At 72.7% G+C, this 12,560-nt stretch carries 14 protein-coding genes, 3 tRNA genes and 1 pseudogene; 15 read left to right on the forward strand and 3 right to left on the reverse strand.

The window, feature by feature from the left end; all coding sequences use genetic code 11:
• Positions 1–6: 6 nt before the first annotated feature.
• The 12 genes and pseudogenes from QE370_RS11135 (at position 7) to QE370_RS11190 (ending at position 8,253) form a co-directional block, all read left to right on the forward strand.
• Positions 7–801 carry an isoprenyl transferase gene (locus tag QE370_RS11135; RefSeq protein WP_309634393.1) on the forward strand — a complete coding sequence of 265 codons (795 nt, stop codon included), beginning with the start codon at positions 7–9 and terminating at the stop codon, positions 799–801.
• A 20-nt stretch (positions 802–821) separates the two neighbouring features.
• A complete protein-coding gene (locus tag QE370_RS11140; RefSeq protein WP_309634394.1) occupies positions 822–1,268 on the forward strand; it encodes a hypothetical protein in 447 nt (148 codons plus the stop codon).
• A gap of 23 nt (positions 1,269–1,291) precedes the next feature.
• Positions 1,292–1,960 carry a peptidylprolyl isomerase gene (locus QE370_RS11145; RefSeq protein WP_253024254.1) on the forward strand — a complete coding sequence of 223 codons (669 nt, stop codon included), beginning with the start codon at positions 1,292–1,294 and terminating at the stop codon, positions 1,958–1,960.
• A gap of 29 nt (positions 1,961–1,989) precedes the next feature.
• Positions 1,990–2,067, forward strand: a pseudogene (locus QE370_RS11150) (Rv2993c-like domain-containing protein); the annotation flags it as partial.
• Positions 2,068–2,137: 70 nt separating this feature from the next.
• Positions 2,138–2,770 (forward strand): fumarylacetoacetate hydrolase family protein, encoded by a 633-nt coding sequence (locus tag QE370_RS11155; RefSeq protein ID WP_309634395.1) that lies wholly within the window; start codon positions 2,138–2,140, stop codon positions 2,768–2,770.
• Positions 2,763–4,316, forward strand: coding sequence for a glutamate--tRNA ligase (gene gltX, locus QE370_RS11160; RefSeq protein WP_309634396.1), 1,554 nt, complete (start codon positions 2,763–2,765; stop codon positions 4,314–4,316). Before QE370_RS11155 ends, gltX begins: the two co-directional genes overlap by 8 nt.
• Before the next feature lie 108 nt (positions 4,317–4,424).
• Positions 4,425–4,496 (forward strand) — tRNA-Gln (locus QE370_RS11165).
• A 27-nt stretch (positions 4,497–4,523) separates the two neighbouring features.
• Positions 4,524–4,596 (forward strand) — tRNA-Glu (locus QE370_RS11170).
• 60 nt (positions 4,597–4,656) lie between these two features.
• Positions 4,657–4,732 (forward strand) — tRNA-Glu (locus QE370_RS11175).
• Positions 4,733–5,447: 715 nt separating this feature from the next.
• On the forward strand, positions 5,448–6,254 hold the full coding sequence (locus tag QE370_RS11180; RefSeq protein WP_309634397.1) for an NYN domain-containing protein: 807 nt from the start codon (positions 5,448–5,450) through the stop codon (positions 6,252–6,254).
• Between the two features lie 62 nt (positions 6,255–6,316).
• Positions 6,317–7,795, forward strand: a complete 1,479-nt coding sequence (locus tag QE370_RS11185) for an Ada metal-binding domain-containing protein (protein WP_309634398.1) — start codon at positions 6,317–6,319, stop codon at positions 7,793–7,795.
• Entirely contained in the window at positions 7,792–8,253 is a 462-nt protein-coding gene (locus QE370_RS11190; RefSeq protein ID WP_253024246.1) for a methylated-DNA--[protein]-cysteine S-methyltransferase, read from the forward strand. The genes QE370_RS11185 and QE370_RS11190 overlap by 4 nt, the downstream gene beginning before the upstream one ends.
• A 23-nt stretch (positions 8,254–8,276) precedes the next feature.
• Here the strand turns inward: QE370_RS11190 and QE370_RS11195 are convergent, their stop codons facing one another.
• Both QE370_RS11195 and QE370_RS11200 read right to left on the reverse strand, forming a co-directional pair.
• Positions 8,277–8,879: a class F sortase gene (locus QE370_RS11195; RefSeq protein WP_309634399.1), complete on the reverse strand. Its 603-nt coding sequence runs from the start codon at positions 8,877–8,879 to the stop codon at positions 8,277–8,279.
• A complete protein-coding gene (locus QE370_RS11200; protein ID WP_309634400.1) occupies positions 8,872–9,702 on the reverse strand; it encodes a CHRD domain-containing protein in 831 nt (276 codons plus the stop codon). Before QE370_RS11200 ends, QE370_RS11195 begins: the two co-directional genes overlap by 8 nt.
• Before the next feature lie 228 nt (positions 9,703–9,930).
• Here QE370_RS11200 and QE370_RS11205 point away from each other — a divergent pair, with 228 nt between their 5' ends.
• From QE370_RS11205 to QE370_RS11215, 3 genes are all read left to right on the forward strand, one after another.
• Positions 9,931–10,440 (forward strand): RNA polymerase sigma factor, encoded by a 510-nt coding sequence (locus QE370_RS11205; protein WP_309634401.1) that lies wholly within the window; start codon positions 9,931–9,933, stop codon positions 10,438–10,440.
• Positions 10,437–11,156 carry a hypothetical protein gene (locus tag QE370_RS11210; RefSeq protein WP_253027336.1) on the forward strand — a complete coding sequence of 240 codons (720 nt, stop codon included), beginning with the start codon at positions 10,437–10,439 and terminating at the stop codon, positions 11,154–11,156. The genes QE370_RS11205 and QE370_RS11210 overlap by 4 nt, the downstream gene beginning before the upstream one ends.
• 76 nt (positions 11,157–11,232) lie before the next feature.
• Positions 11,233–11,712: a hypothetical protein gene (locus QE370_RS11215; RefSeq protein WP_309634402.1), complete on the forward strand. Its 480-nt coding sequence runs from the start codon at positions 11,233–11,235 to the stop codon at positions 11,710–11,712.
• Between the two features lie 36 nt (positions 11,713–11,748).
• On the opposite strand, the gene QE370_RS11220 is transcribed toward QE370_RS11215, so the two are convergent.
• A complete protein-coding gene (locus QE370_RS11220; RefSeq protein ID WP_055965411.1) occupies positions 11,749–12,465 on the reverse strand; it encodes an IclR family transcriptional regulator in 717 nt (238 codons plus the stop codon).
• Positions 12,466–12,560 lie beyond the last annotated feature (95 nt).

The following is a 12,560-nucleotide window of genomic DNA, read 5'->3' on the forward strand; positions in this document are numbered from 1 at the left end:
GGAGCCATGACCCCCGCACCCCGCCGTCCCCCGAGCGCCCGCCCGGCGCCGCGCGCACCCGAGCCGCACCCGTCGGGCGCGCGCCGGCCCCAGCTCGAGCCGCACCAGGTGCCTCGGCACGTCGCGGTCGTCATGGACGGCAACGGCCGCTGGGCCAAGGAGCGCGGCCTGCCCCGCACGGAGGGCCACAAGCGCGGCGAGTTCGCTCTGCTCGACGTCGTCAAGGGCGCCATCGAGCTCGGCATCGAGGCGGTGAGCGTGTACGCGTTCTCCACCGAGAACTGGAAGCGCTCGCCCGAGGAGGTGCGCTTCCTCATGGGCTTCAACCGCGACGTGGTGCACCGTCGGCGCGACGAGATGCACGAGCTCGGCGTCCGGGTGCGCTGGGCCGGGCGTCCGCGGCGGCTGTGGCGCAGCGTGATCAACGAGCTCGAGACGGCCGAGCGGCTGACCCGCCACAACGACACGCTCAGCCTGACCATGTGCGTCAACTACGGCGGACGCGCCGAGATCGCCGACGCTGCCGCGGCGCTGGCGCGCGACGTCAAGGCCGGCAAGGTCGACCCCGACCGCGTCACCGAGCGCACCTTCGCGCGCTACCTCGACGAGCCCGACCTGCCCGACGTCGACCTCTTCTGGCGCACCTCGGGCGAGCAGCGCACGAGCAACTTCCTGCCGTGGCAGTCGGCGTACGCCGAGCTGGTGTTCTCCGACATCGCCTGGCCCGACGTCGACCGGCTCGCCCTGTGGGCCGCGGTCGAGGAGTACGCCCGACGTCAACGACGGTTCGGATCGGCATGACCGGACCAGGAGGAGCCCCTGTGCGAGGACCGAAGGCGTCACCGCGACGTCTGCTGACCGACTGGACCACCACGGCCGGTGTGGCCGGGGACGGCCTGACCGCGCTCGTCGCCGCGGCGGACTCGGTGGCCGACGCGATCCACCTGGCCACGCTCGGCTACGAGGTGTTCGTGCTCGACACGGTCACCCCCGACGACGCCGCCCCGCCGCGCGTGCACGTCGTCGACGTCGCTGCGGCCGACGTCCCCGACGCGTGGCACGGACGGTTCGCCCTGGTCGTGGCCGACGCGTCGACGTCGGCCCAGGTCGTCCCCTGCGTCGCCGAGGCGGGCCTGCTGGTCGTCGTCGACGACGCGCCGGCACCGCCCGACCTCGCGCCCGGGCTGGTGGAGGTCGCGGTCGAGGTCGGGCCCGACCCGGACGCCCCGTCCGTCGAGCGCTTCCGCGCGGTGCACGCCCGACTCTGAGCCGCGTCTTCTACGATCCCGTCATGCGCCTGCGTCGAACTGCCGCCCTGCTCGCCCTGACCGCCTCCGTCGCCCTCAGCGGCTGCGGTGGCGACGACTCGTCGGGTTCGAAGGACGACGCCGACGGATCGGCGTCGACGGGCGGGTGCGACTGGGTGCGTGGGGGAGAGGCGGCCAAGAAGGTCGACCCGCCCGCGGCCGACGCGAAGCCCGCGACGTCGGTGGTGCTCACGATCAACGGCGCCGAGGTGCCGGTCGAGCTGAACACGAAGGCACCCTGCGCGGCGACGTCGTTCACCTCGCTCGCCGAGCAGGGCTACTACGACGACGCACCCTGCAGCCGCGTGAGCGACCCCGCGCAGGTGCCGTACGGCATCCTCCAGTGCGGCGACCCGACCGGCACGGGGAGCGGTGGCCCGGGCTACTCCTTCGCCGACGAGCTCACCGGCGACGAGAGCTACCCGGCAGGCAGCGTCGCGATGGCCAACGCCGGCCCCGACACGAACGGGTCGCAGTTCTTCCTGAACTTCGCCGACTCGCAGTTCCCGCCGGACTACACCCTGCTCGGCACCATCTCGCCCGAGGGGATGACGGCGTTGAAGAAGGTCGTCTCCGTGGGCGCCGAGGGCGGCGTGGGGGACGGCGCCCCCGCTAAGCCGGTCACCATCGAGTCGGCCCGTCCGGTCGAGTAGCCGCCGTCCCCGCTCGGTAGGGTCGGGGCATGCGTGTTGCGAGGTTCGCGGGGGACGACGACCCCCGATTCGGTCTGGTCGGCGACGAGGACGGGACGCCCACGATCGCCGTCCTGAAGGGTGATCCGCTGTACGCGGGCTACGAGCTCACGGGGCAGAAGATCCGCCGTCGACGACGTGCGGCTGCTCGCGCCCGTCATCCCGCGCAGCAAGGTCGTGTGCGTGGGCAAGAACTACGTCGCGCACGCCGCCGAGATGGGTGGGGAGGTGCCCGCCGAGCCGCTCGTCTTCCTGAAGCCGAACACGAGCGTCGTCGGCCCCGGCGACCCGATCGTGTACCCGGCGCAGAGCTCGGAGGTGCACCACGAGGCCGAGCTGGCCGTGGTGATCGGGCGCATCTGCAAGGACGTGCCCGTCGAGGACGTCGAGAAGGTCGTGTTCGGCTACACCGCCGCGAACGACGTGACCGCCCGCGACCTCCAGCGCACGGACGGCCAGTGGGCCCGCGCGAAGGGCTTCGACACCTTCTGCCCGCTGGGCCCGTGGATCGAGACCAACCTCGACCCGTCCGACCTGCGCGTCACGTGCGAGGTGGGCGGCGAGCTGCGCCAGGACGGTCGCACGAGCGACATGGTCTTCTCGGTGGCCGACATCGTCGCGTACGTCTCCTCCTTCATGACGCTGCTGCCCGGCGACGTCATCCTCACCGGCACGCCCGAGGGCGTCGGACCCGTCCAGGTGGGCGACACGGTGAGCGTGACCGTCGAGGGCATCGGCACCCTCTCCAACCAGGTGGTCTCCCATGACTGACAGCCCCGACGTCAGCCCCGACGTCAGCACAGCATCGATCCCGACGGTCGGCGACGACGTGCCCGTCGTGGCCCGGTTCTGTCCCTCGCCCACCGGGAACCCGCACGTCGGCATGGCCCGCACGGCGCTGTTCAGCTGGGCCTACGCGCGGCACCGCGGCGGTCGCTTCGTGTTCCGCATCGAGGACACCGACGCGAGCCGTGACAGCGAGGAGTCCTACGACCTGCTCGTCGACGTCATGCGCTGGCTGGGTCTCGACTGGGACGAGGGCGTCGAGGTCGGGGGCCCGAACGGGCCGTACCGCCAGAGCCAGCGGATGGACGTGTACGCCGACGTCGCGCAGCGTCTGCTCGACGCCGGCCTGGCGTACAGGGCGTACGACACCGCCGAGGAGCTGGAGCAGCGTCGCGATGCGGCCCGCGCGGCGGGTCGTCCCAGCGGCTACGACGGCCTGCACCGCGACCTGACCCCCGAGCAGCAGGCGGCCTACGAGGCCGAGGGCCGGCAGCCGGTGATCCGGTTCAAGATGCCGGCCAAGGACTGGACGTTCGACGACCTCGTGCGCGGGCCGATCACCTTCGGCGCCGACAACGTGCAGGACTTCGTGATCGTCCGTGCGAACGGCCAGCCGTTGTACACGCTGACGAACCCGACGGACGACGCGCTCATGGGCATCACGCACGTCCTGCGCGGCGAGGACATCCTCAGCTCGACGCCGCGCCAGATCGCGATGTACGAGGCGTTCGCGCAGATCGGGCTCGGTCACGGCATGGTCCCGCGCTTCGGGCACCTGCCGTACGTGACGGGTGCAGGCAACAAGAAGCTGTCGAAGCGCGACCCGGAGTCGAACCTGCTGGGCTACCGCGACCAGGGCTTCCTCGCGGAGGGCCTGCTGAACTACCTGGCGCTGCTCGGCTGGTCGCTCCCGGCGGTCGACGGCGTCGAGAAGGACGTCTTCACGCTCGAGGAGATGGTGCAGGCGTTCGAGATCTCGCGCGTCAACCCGAACCCGGCGCGGTTCGACCTCAAGAAGTGCGAGGCCATCAACGGCGACCACGTCCGGCTGCTGTCGGACGAGGAGCTGCGCGCCCGCCTGGTGCCGTTCTTCGTGGCGGAGGGCCTCGTGCAGGACCCGCCGACGGAGTCGGAGGCGGCGATGCTCGCGGCGGCCGTGCCGCTCGTGCACGAGCGGATGGCGCTGCTGACCGAGGCGGTGGCGATGCTGCGCTTCCTGTTCGTCGACGACGCCACCTTCACGATCGACGAGGCCGACGCTGCGAAGCAGCTCGACGAGAAGGGCCTCGACGTGGTCCGGGCCGCGCTCGCGGCGCTGGAGTCGATCGGCTCGACGGTGGAGTGGTCGACGCCGACGATCGAGGGTGCGCTGCGCGCGGCGCTGATCGACGACCTCGGGCTGAAGCCGCGGGTCGCGTTCGGTCCGGTGCGCGTGGCGGCCACGGGGAGCCGGATCTCCCCGCCGCTGTTCGAGTCGCTCGAGCTGCTGGGCCGCAAGCGCACCCTGGAGCGGCTGCGCGCCGTCGTCTGAGACCGGCCGACGTCGTCGAGGGACCCGGTTTGAGAGTCCGAGACGACGTCGGGTAAGGTTTCTCCCTGGTTCGGACACCGGTCGAGAGAGCGGGATCCGATACCCCCATGGGGTATGGTGTAATTGGCAACACAGCGGTTTCTGGTACCGCCATTCTAGGTTCGAGTCCTAGTACCCCAGCGAAGATCGGGCTCGCGCCCGGTCCGCGCCCCGTTGGTCTAGCGGTTATGACGCCGCCCTCTCAAGGCGGAGATCGCCGGTTCGAATCCGGTACGGGGTACGAGACAGTCCTTCCACGCCCGGCGTGGGAGGTCTGCTCACATGGTCCCTCGTGGACCGTGGCCCCGTTGTGTAGCGGCCTAGCACGCCGCCCTCTCAAGGCGGTAGCGCGGGTTCGAATCCCGTCGGGGCTACCAGCACCACCCCAGACCCCCTGGCCCTCGGCCGGGGGGTCTGGTGCTTCCGCTCGTCCTTCGGCTGCGTCGGCGCGGCTTGTCTCTCGAGAGGGGCAGCGCCGGCGCGGTTCCGCGTGGGTGTGGTCTCCGCAAGGGCCTCGACCGGGCGGCTGGGAGCGGCGGCGGCTCGGGTTCTCGGGCTGTGGGCCGCATGGGGCGCAATGTTCTGCGTTCCTGCCCCCTGAGCGGTAGTTCTGCCACCGAATCGATGTCGGCGGTGGATCTGCCACCCTTCCCAGGGCTCGAAGGGTGGTGGATCAACCGCTGAGGGGGGCGGGGGTGGCAGTGCTTCTTCCTTCTCGTGGACCGTGCCACGAGAAGGGAGAAGCGCTGCCCACCCCACCCCCAAGGGCGCCCACGATTCTTCCTTCGTGAGCTGGAGCCCGAACGCTTCTGCGTTGGTCACGGGATCCCGTAGCGAACGCAGAAGCCCTGGCTCCCGACGCACGAACGCAGAATCGTGCGTCCCACGAGGGTCACAGCCCGAGGACCCAGACCAGCGCGCCCGCCAGCCGCCCGGTCGAGGCCCTTTCGGAGCGCAGGACGAGTCGAAGCCGCGCCGACGCAGCCGCAAGCCGACGGAGAAGCCGCACGGACGCACCCGCACCGACGCACCCGCAGGACGCGCCCCCGACGGGTGGTCGAGCGCCTCACCCGCCGCCCCTAGGGTGGACCCATGCCTCCTGCTCGCATCGCCGTGCTCATCGACGCCGACAACGCGCCCGCCTCGAAGATCGGCGCGATCCTGTCGCAGGTCGCGAAGTCGGGGAACGCGCACGTCCGGCGGGCTTACGGTGACTGGAAGAACTCGCACCTGAAGGGGTGGGAGAGTCGACTGCAGGAGTTCGCGATCGCGCCGGTGCAGCAGTTCGCGTACACGAAGGGCAAGAACGCGTCCGACATCGCGATGGTGATCGACGCGATGGACCTCCTGCACGCCGGGGTGGCCGACGGCTTCGCGATCGTCTCGAGCGACGCCGACTTCACGCCCCTCGTCATGCGGTTGCGCCAGTCGGGTGCCGAGGTGCTCGGGTTCGGCGGGGAGAAGGCGCCCAAGGCGTTCCAGAACGCGTGCTCGACGTTCTACAAGCTCGAGACGCTGCGCGAGGACGACGACACCGACGACGACGTCGAGGACGTCGAGGACGCCGTCGAGACCGGTGAGACCGGCAGCGCCACGGTCGACACCGCGAAGGCCTCGGCCGGTCGCACCACGCGGCCCGGTCAGCGGGTCGACGCCGCCACCCTCAAGAGCGACCGTCAGCTCGTGCGCATGCTGCGCACCGCGGTCGACGAGGCCGCGGACGACGACGGGTGGGCGCAGCTGTCGCAGGTGAGCGACCAGATCCGCAACCAGTCGTCCATCCAGCCCGGCAACTACGGCTACGCCAAGTTCAGCGGCCTGATCGAGGCGATCGACCTGTTCGAGGTCAAGCGCGACGGCAAGGCCGTCATGGTGCGCCGGAGGAAGCGCGGACGCTGACCCTGCACGGCCACGTCCGAATCCCGCCAGAGACCTCAGGTCCGCCCAGGCAGGATGGGGGTGTGGACGACGTCGAGGCGCAGTACCGGGCGGTGAGCTCGCGCGACGAACGGTTCGACGGGGTGTTCTTCACCGCGGTCCGCACGACCGGCATCTACTGCCGTCCGTCGTGCCCCGCGCGGACGCCACGGCGCGAGAACGTCGAGTTCCACCGCAGCGCCGCGTCGGCGGAGGCGGCCGGCTTCCGCGCCTGTCGACGCTGCCGCCCCGACTGCACGCCCGGGTCGCCGGAGTGGGACGTCCGCGCCGACGTCGTGGGCCGCGCGGTCCGGCTGGTGCGCGACGGCGTGGTCGAGCGCGAGGGCGTGCCCGGTCTCGCGAGCCGGCTCGGCTACAGCGAGCGGCACGTGACCCGCATGCTCACCCAGGAGCTCGGCGCCGGCCCGCTCGCGCTCGCGACGTCGCAGCGCACGCGGACGGCGCGGGTGCTCGTCGAGACGACGGACCTGTCGATGGCCGACGTCGCGTTCGCGTCCGGGTTCTCGTCGGTGCGTCAGTTCAACGACGCGTTCCGGCGGGCCTTCGCACGGACGCCGACCGAGCTGCGTGCCCACGGCGCGGCGGGCACGTCCGGAGGCGGTGCGCTGCACCTGCGGCTCGCCGTCCGCCAGCCGTTCCACGCCGACGCGCTGGCCGGCTTCCTGGCCGATCACGCCGTGCCCGGCCTCGAGCGGGGCGAGGGGCGACTGTTCGCGCGCGTGCTGACCCTGCCCCACGGCAACGGTGCTGCCGAGATGGTCCTGCACGACGACCACGTCGCCGTCCGGCTCGAGCTCGCCGACCAGCGCGACCTGACCGCGGCGGTCGCCCGGCTGCGTCACCTCCTCGACCTCGACGCCGACCCCGCGGCCGTCGACACCGCGCTGGCCGAGCCGGGCCCACACGCGGTCGACCTGGCCGACCTCGTCGCGTCCCGCCCCGGTCTGCGGGTGCCGGGGACGGTCGACGCCGTCGAGACCGCCGTGCGCACCGTGGTCGGGCAGCAGGTCTCCGTCAGCGGAGCCCGCACGGTCCTCGGCCGCGTCGTGGCGACGGCGGGGGAGCCCGTGACCTTCGGCCTCGCGCACGAGCACGGCCTCACCCACGCGTTCCCGATGGCCGACGCGCTCGCCGCGCTCGACCCCGAGACGCTCCCGATGCCGCGGTCACGCGGACGCACCGTGGTCGGGCTCGCGCACGCGGTCGCGGCAGGCGACCTCTCGCTCGACGTCGGCGTCGACCGGGACGAGGCGAGCCGGACGCTGCTCGCCCTCCCGGGCATCGGACCCTGGACGGTCGGCTACGTCCGGATGCGCGGGCTCGGCGACCCCGACGTCCTCCTCGACACCGACCTGGTCCTGCGCCGCATCCTCGACGCCCGCGGCGCGACGGACGACGACGTCCGGCGCTGGAGCCCCTGGCGCTCCTACGCCGGCATGCACCTGTGGACCGAGCACCTCGCCCGCCAGGCCGAGCAGCGCACGAGAGGATCGAGAGCATGAGCACCCGATGGATCGACTCACCGATCGGAGGCCTGCGGCTGCACGTGTCGGCCGGGCTCCTCACGAGGATCGAGTTCGACGCGGAGCCCGTCGGCCGGCGGGTCGCCGACCCCGTCCTCGACCTCGCGGAGGAGCAGCTGGCCGGCTACTTCGCGGGGGAGCGGCACGACTTCGACCTGCCGCTCGCCAACGACGGCACCGAGTTCCAGAAGAAGGTGTGGGGCGAGCTGCGCCGGATCCCCTACGGCGAGACCGCGAGCTACGCCGACGTGGCGCGACGTCTCGGCTACGAGCCGGTGGTCTCGCGCGCGGTCGGCGCGGCCAACGGCGCCAACCCGCTCCCCGTCGTCGTGCCCTGCCACCGGGTGGTCGGCGCCGACGGCTCGCTCACCGGCTACGCGGGCGGTGTCGAGCGCAAGCGCACCCTGCTCGCGCTGGAGCGCCCCGGCCTGTTCTGACCGGGGCGCTCCCCGTCCGAGGCTCAGACCTCCTCGGCGAACACCACGCGGTTCTCGGTGTAGCGGCCGATGCCGCGGTCGTACGGACCGGTGCAGGTGATGAGCCGCAGCTGGGAGTCGCCCGTCTCGCCGTACACGTCGTCGGTCGGGAACCGCCCGTCCTGCGGCACGTCGCGCACCTCGGTGATCTCGTAGGTGCGGCGCTGGTTGCGGGTGTCGACGACGCTGACCTGCTGGCCCACCTGCAGCTCGGTGAGCCGCGCGAAGACGGCCGGTCCCGTGCGTGAGTCCTTGTGGCCGGCGATGACCACCGGCCACGACTCGCCCGGCTTGCCGCCGCCGGTGAACCAGCCCACGCGGGCAGGGTCCTCGGGCACCTCCAGCTCGCCGCTCGCGTCGTCGATGCCGAGACCGACGAGCTCCTCGTCGAGACCCAACGAGGGGATCGTCACGCGCCGCGGGGGAGCCGCGACGCGCTCCGTCGCCGGGCTCGTCGGAGCCGCGGCGGTCGCCGAGGCACTCGGCGTGCTGCGTGGCGGCTCCTCCGGCGCCGCGTCCTGCCCGCCGCACCCCGAGAGCAGTGCGACGAGCAGGACGGCCGCGGCGAGGCGGGTGCGCTCAGGCACCCTGGCGACGCCGTGCGACGGTGGCACCGGCGACGCCGAGGCCGAGCAGCGTCAGGGCCGCGACCGGCAGCAGGCTCGGGGACCCGGCGGTGCCGCCCTGGCCCGTGTCGACGCCGTTCACGGGCAGCTGTCGCTCGTCGTCCGCGTCGGCGACGCCCTCGCCCGGTGCGGGCTCGTCGTCCGCCGGGGGCGTCGGCTCCTCGTCGACCGCGTTGGCCGCGTCGAGCAGCTCCTGACTGAAGACCAGCTGGCCTCGCACCGCGCCCGCGGTGAAGCCGGCGGTGTGGGTGTCGGCCGAGAACCCCGCCGGGTTCGCCTCGAGCTGCGCGAGGGAGAAGCCGGTGCCGGTGTCGGTGCCGTTGGGCGCGAGACCGGTGGTGAACGGACCCTCCGAGCAGCCGGTGCTGGTACGCACGGTCGCCGTCGGGTCGTCGGCGGGCGTGGGGTTCGGGAAGGCGATCCGCGGCGGGCCGTTCACGCCGGCGGCGGTCTCGTGGATGTGCGTCGCGGTCTTGGCGGGGCTCTGGTACGGCGTCACCACGTTGTTCAGGGTGATGTTCCAGCAGATGACCTGCTCGTCGGAGTTCACGAGGAACTCGAAGCGACCCGTCGCGCCCGGCTGGCCGACGCCCACGGTGCCGTCGGTGCCGACGACCTGCTGCGGCGTCGCGTCGACGACGAAGGCGCTGGTGAAGCTCTCCGGCGGGTCGACGGGGTCGGGGGTGTCGGCCGAGGCGGTGGACCCGAGGGCGCCCAGGGTCAGGGTCGCGGTGGTCGCGAGGGCTCCCGCTCCGGTCCATCGGGTGGCGCGCTTCACGGTCATGGTGGTCCCTTCGTCGTGAGGCGCCGGACGACGCCCGCTCGCGGGGTGTACGTGCGTCGACGACGTCGCGTTCACGGTGTGCACCGAGTTTCTTCTCGCCGCGTCTCGGTGAACGGCGACGAGGGGTCGTGCGTAGACCTCTGCGTGAGTGCGACGTCGGTGATCGATCTGCCGAGTCGTCCTCCCGTGGCTACGGTGGTGCGGACCCGAGCGCGAGAGGACGGCCGGATGGATCCTCGCGGGTTCGACGTACGGGCTGCGTACGCCGCTCACGGCCACGACCTCCTGGGCTTCATGGTCAACGCCCTGCGCGACCGCGGCCTCGCCGAGGAGTGCGTGCAGGAGACCTTCACGCGGGCGTGGCAGGCGCGCGAGCGCTACGACCCGGCGCGCGCCTCGCAGCGCACCTGGCTGTTCGCCATCGCCCGCAACGTCGTCGTCGACGCCGTGCGTGCGCGGGCCCGTCGGCCCGCCCCGGCGTCGGGGGAGCAGACCGAGGATTCCGCGACCCGTGACGCCGACCTCGCACGCATCCTCGACCACGTGACGCTGGTCTGGGCCCTGGCCCAGCTGAGCGAGGTCCACCGTCGGGTCGTCGTGGCCGTGCGGCTGGAGGGATTCGGCTACGAGGAGCTCGCGGAACGTGACGGCGTGCCGGTGGCGACCCTGCGCACCCGCATGTTCCACGCGCTGCGGGCCTTGCGTGCGATCCTCGACGAGGGAGAGGAGAGTCCATGACCACGCCGCACCGCCGTGAGCAGCTGCTGGCCGCTGCCGCCACGGGCACCCTCGACGCCGTCGAGCAGGCCGAGCTCGACGCCCTGCTGCGCGAGGACCCGCAGGCGCGGGAGGAGCTCGAGGCGCTGCGCGACGACGCCCGACGTCTCGACGCCTGGCACGCACCCGCGGGAGAGGGCTGGCTGGAGGCCGAGCCGTCCGCCGCGCTCGACGCGCGCGTGGCGTCCGTCGCAGGCCCGGGGCCGTCCGGGTCCGACCAGGTCGGGGGACGGCCGACGAGAGGTGGGAGGCGAGGGCGCCTGGTGCTCGCCGCGGCCCTGCTGGTCCTGGCCGGTTCCGGCGCGACGCTCGCCGTCCAGTCCCTCACGAGCGACCGTCCGGTGCAGGGCCCGCCCGGCACGCTCGGTGCCGTCGAGACGCTCGCGCCGGTGCGCGGCGACAGTCGGGAGCCCGCCGACGTGCAGGCGGCGTTCGTGGCGCACACGTGGGGGACCGAGGCCGTGCTCGACGTGCGCAGCACGCGACCGGGCGCGGCCTACGCGGTCTACGTCGTCGACGAGTCCGGCCGTGAGGTCGAGGCCGGCGGGTTCCTGGGCTCGCAGGTCGAGGTGCACTGTCGCGTCAACGCCGCGGTCGCGCGGCAGGACGTCTCGGGCCTGAGGATCGTCGACGCGCGGGGTGCGACGGTCGCCCTGGCGCGGGCCCCCCGCGTCTGACGGTTGCGAGGTTCATCGACGTGTCATCTTCGTCTGTCATCATCCGGCCGGAGCCCTGACGAGAGCAAGGAGTGAGATGGCCAAGGTCACGTCGTCCGACGACACCACGTCCGCCGTGCGCAAGGCTGGTGTCGAGAAGTCGGGCAAGAACGCCGGTAAGAAGACGAAGAAGGCGAAGAAGACGAAGCAGGCCCTCTCCGAGGCCGAGGAGCAGCTCGCGAAGGCGCTCAAGCAGGTCGAGAAGCTGCGGTCGACGGTCGAGCTGCTCGAGGGCAAGCTGGAGAAGTCCAAGGCGAAGTCCCAGCAGTGGAAGGCCGAGGCGCGTCAGGAGCGCACCAAGGTGGCCAAGCTCGAGGCGAAGCTGCGGCGCGCCAAGCGTGACGCGCCCGTCGACCGACAGCCGCCGGCCGAGCGCGGCGACCTGCCGGTGGACGACCCGTCCGTGCCGGACGCGTCCTGGACCGTCGTCCGCCTGCGGGCCGCGGCCCGCGAGAAGCGGCTCCCGGGCGTCTCGCGCATGACCAAGGCGGCCCTGCTCGACGCCCTGCGGTCCTGAGCCGGCCCGTCGAGGCGGGCTGGCGACCGGGCGACGTCAGCCCGCGCGGCGCAGGCTCTGGCTGAGCCGCTCCGCCGCAGCGGCGACCGCCGGCGCGTGCATGCGTCCGGGCTGCCGGGTGAGGCGCTCGAGCGGACCCGACACCGACACGGCCGCCACGACCTTGCCGGAGGGGGAGCGCACCGGGGCCGAGACCGAGCCGACGCCGGGCTCGCGCTCGCCGACGCTCTGGGCCCAGCCGCGTCGGCGCACGGCCGACAGCTCCGCGGCGGAGAACGTCGCCTTGAGCAGGCCCTTGTTCATCCGCTCGGGGTCCTCCCACGCGAGCAGGATCTGGGCGGCGGACCCGGCGGCCATGGTGAGCTGACCGCCGACCGGGATCGAGTCGCGCAGGCCGGTCGGTCGGTCGGCCGCGGCGACGCAGACGCGGAAGTCGCCTTGACGGCGGTACAGCTGGGCCGACTCACCGGTGATGTCGCGCAGGCGGGCGAGCACCGGGCCGGCGGCGGCCAGCAGGCGGTCCTCACCGGCTGCGGCGGCGAGCTCGCCGAGGCGCGGGCCGAGCACGAAGCGACCCTGCATGTCGCGGGAGACCAGGCGGTGGTGCTCCAGCGCCACGGCGAGCCGGTGCGCGGTCGGGCGGGCGAGCCCGGTCGCGGCGACGAGACCGGCCAGGGTGGCGGGACCCGGCTCGAGGGCGGAGAGCACGAGGGCTGCCTTGTCGAGCACTCCCACACCGCTGGCGTTGTCCATGCCTTGATACTGCCGTATCGCATGGTGAGACGCAAGTGTTATGCTCTTCACGCGCCGCAGGACATGCGCACCACGGACCTGGACGACACGTCAGA

Origin of the sequence: Aeromicrobium sp. SORGH_AS_0981 (assembly GCF_031453195.1) — a bacterium.
Lineage (GTDB): Bacteria > Actinomycetota > Actinomycetes > Propionibacteriales > Nocardioidaceae > Aeromicrobium.

Coding starts and splice junctions, on each gene's coding strand:
- QE370_RS11205 (WP_309634401.1), top strand. CDS start 9,931: ATGGATCCTCGCGGGTTCGACGTACGGGCTGCGTACGCCGCTCACGGC.
- QE370_RS11220 (WP_055965411.1), bottom strand. CDS start 12,465: ATGGACAACGCCAGCGGTGTGGGAGTGCTCGACAAGGCAGCCCTCGTG.
- QE370_RS11180 (WP_309634397.1), top strand. CDS start 5,448: ATGCCTCCTGCTCGCATCGCCGTGCTCATCGACGCCGACAACGCGCCC.
- QE370_RS11200 (WP_309634400.1), bottom strand. CDS start 9,702: ATGACCGTGAAGCGCGCCACCCGATGGACCGGAGCGGGAGCCCTCGCG.
- gltX (WP_309634396.1), top strand. CDS start 2,763: ATGACTGACAGCCCCGACGTCAGCCCCGACGTCAGCACAGCATCGATC.
- QE370_RS11210 (WP_253027336.1), top strand. CDS start 10,437: ATGACCACGCCGCACCGCCGTGAGCAGCTGCTGGCCGCTGCCGCCACG.
- QE370_RS11190 (WP_253024246.1), top strand. CDS start 7,792: ATGAGCACCCGATGGATCGACTCACCGATCGGAGGCCTGCGGCTGCAC.
- QE370_RS11135 (WP_309634393.1), top strand. CDS start 7: ATGACCCCCGCACCCCGCCGTCCCCCGAGCGCCCGCCCGGCGCCGCGC.
- QE370_RS11215 (WP_309634402.1), top strand. CDS start 11,233: ATGGCCAAGGTCACGTCGTCCGACGACACCACGTCCGCCGTGCGCAAG.
- QE370_RS11145 (WP_253024254.1), top strand. CDS start 1,292: ATGCGCCTGCGTCGAACTGCCGCCCTGCTCGCCCTGACCGCCTCCGTC.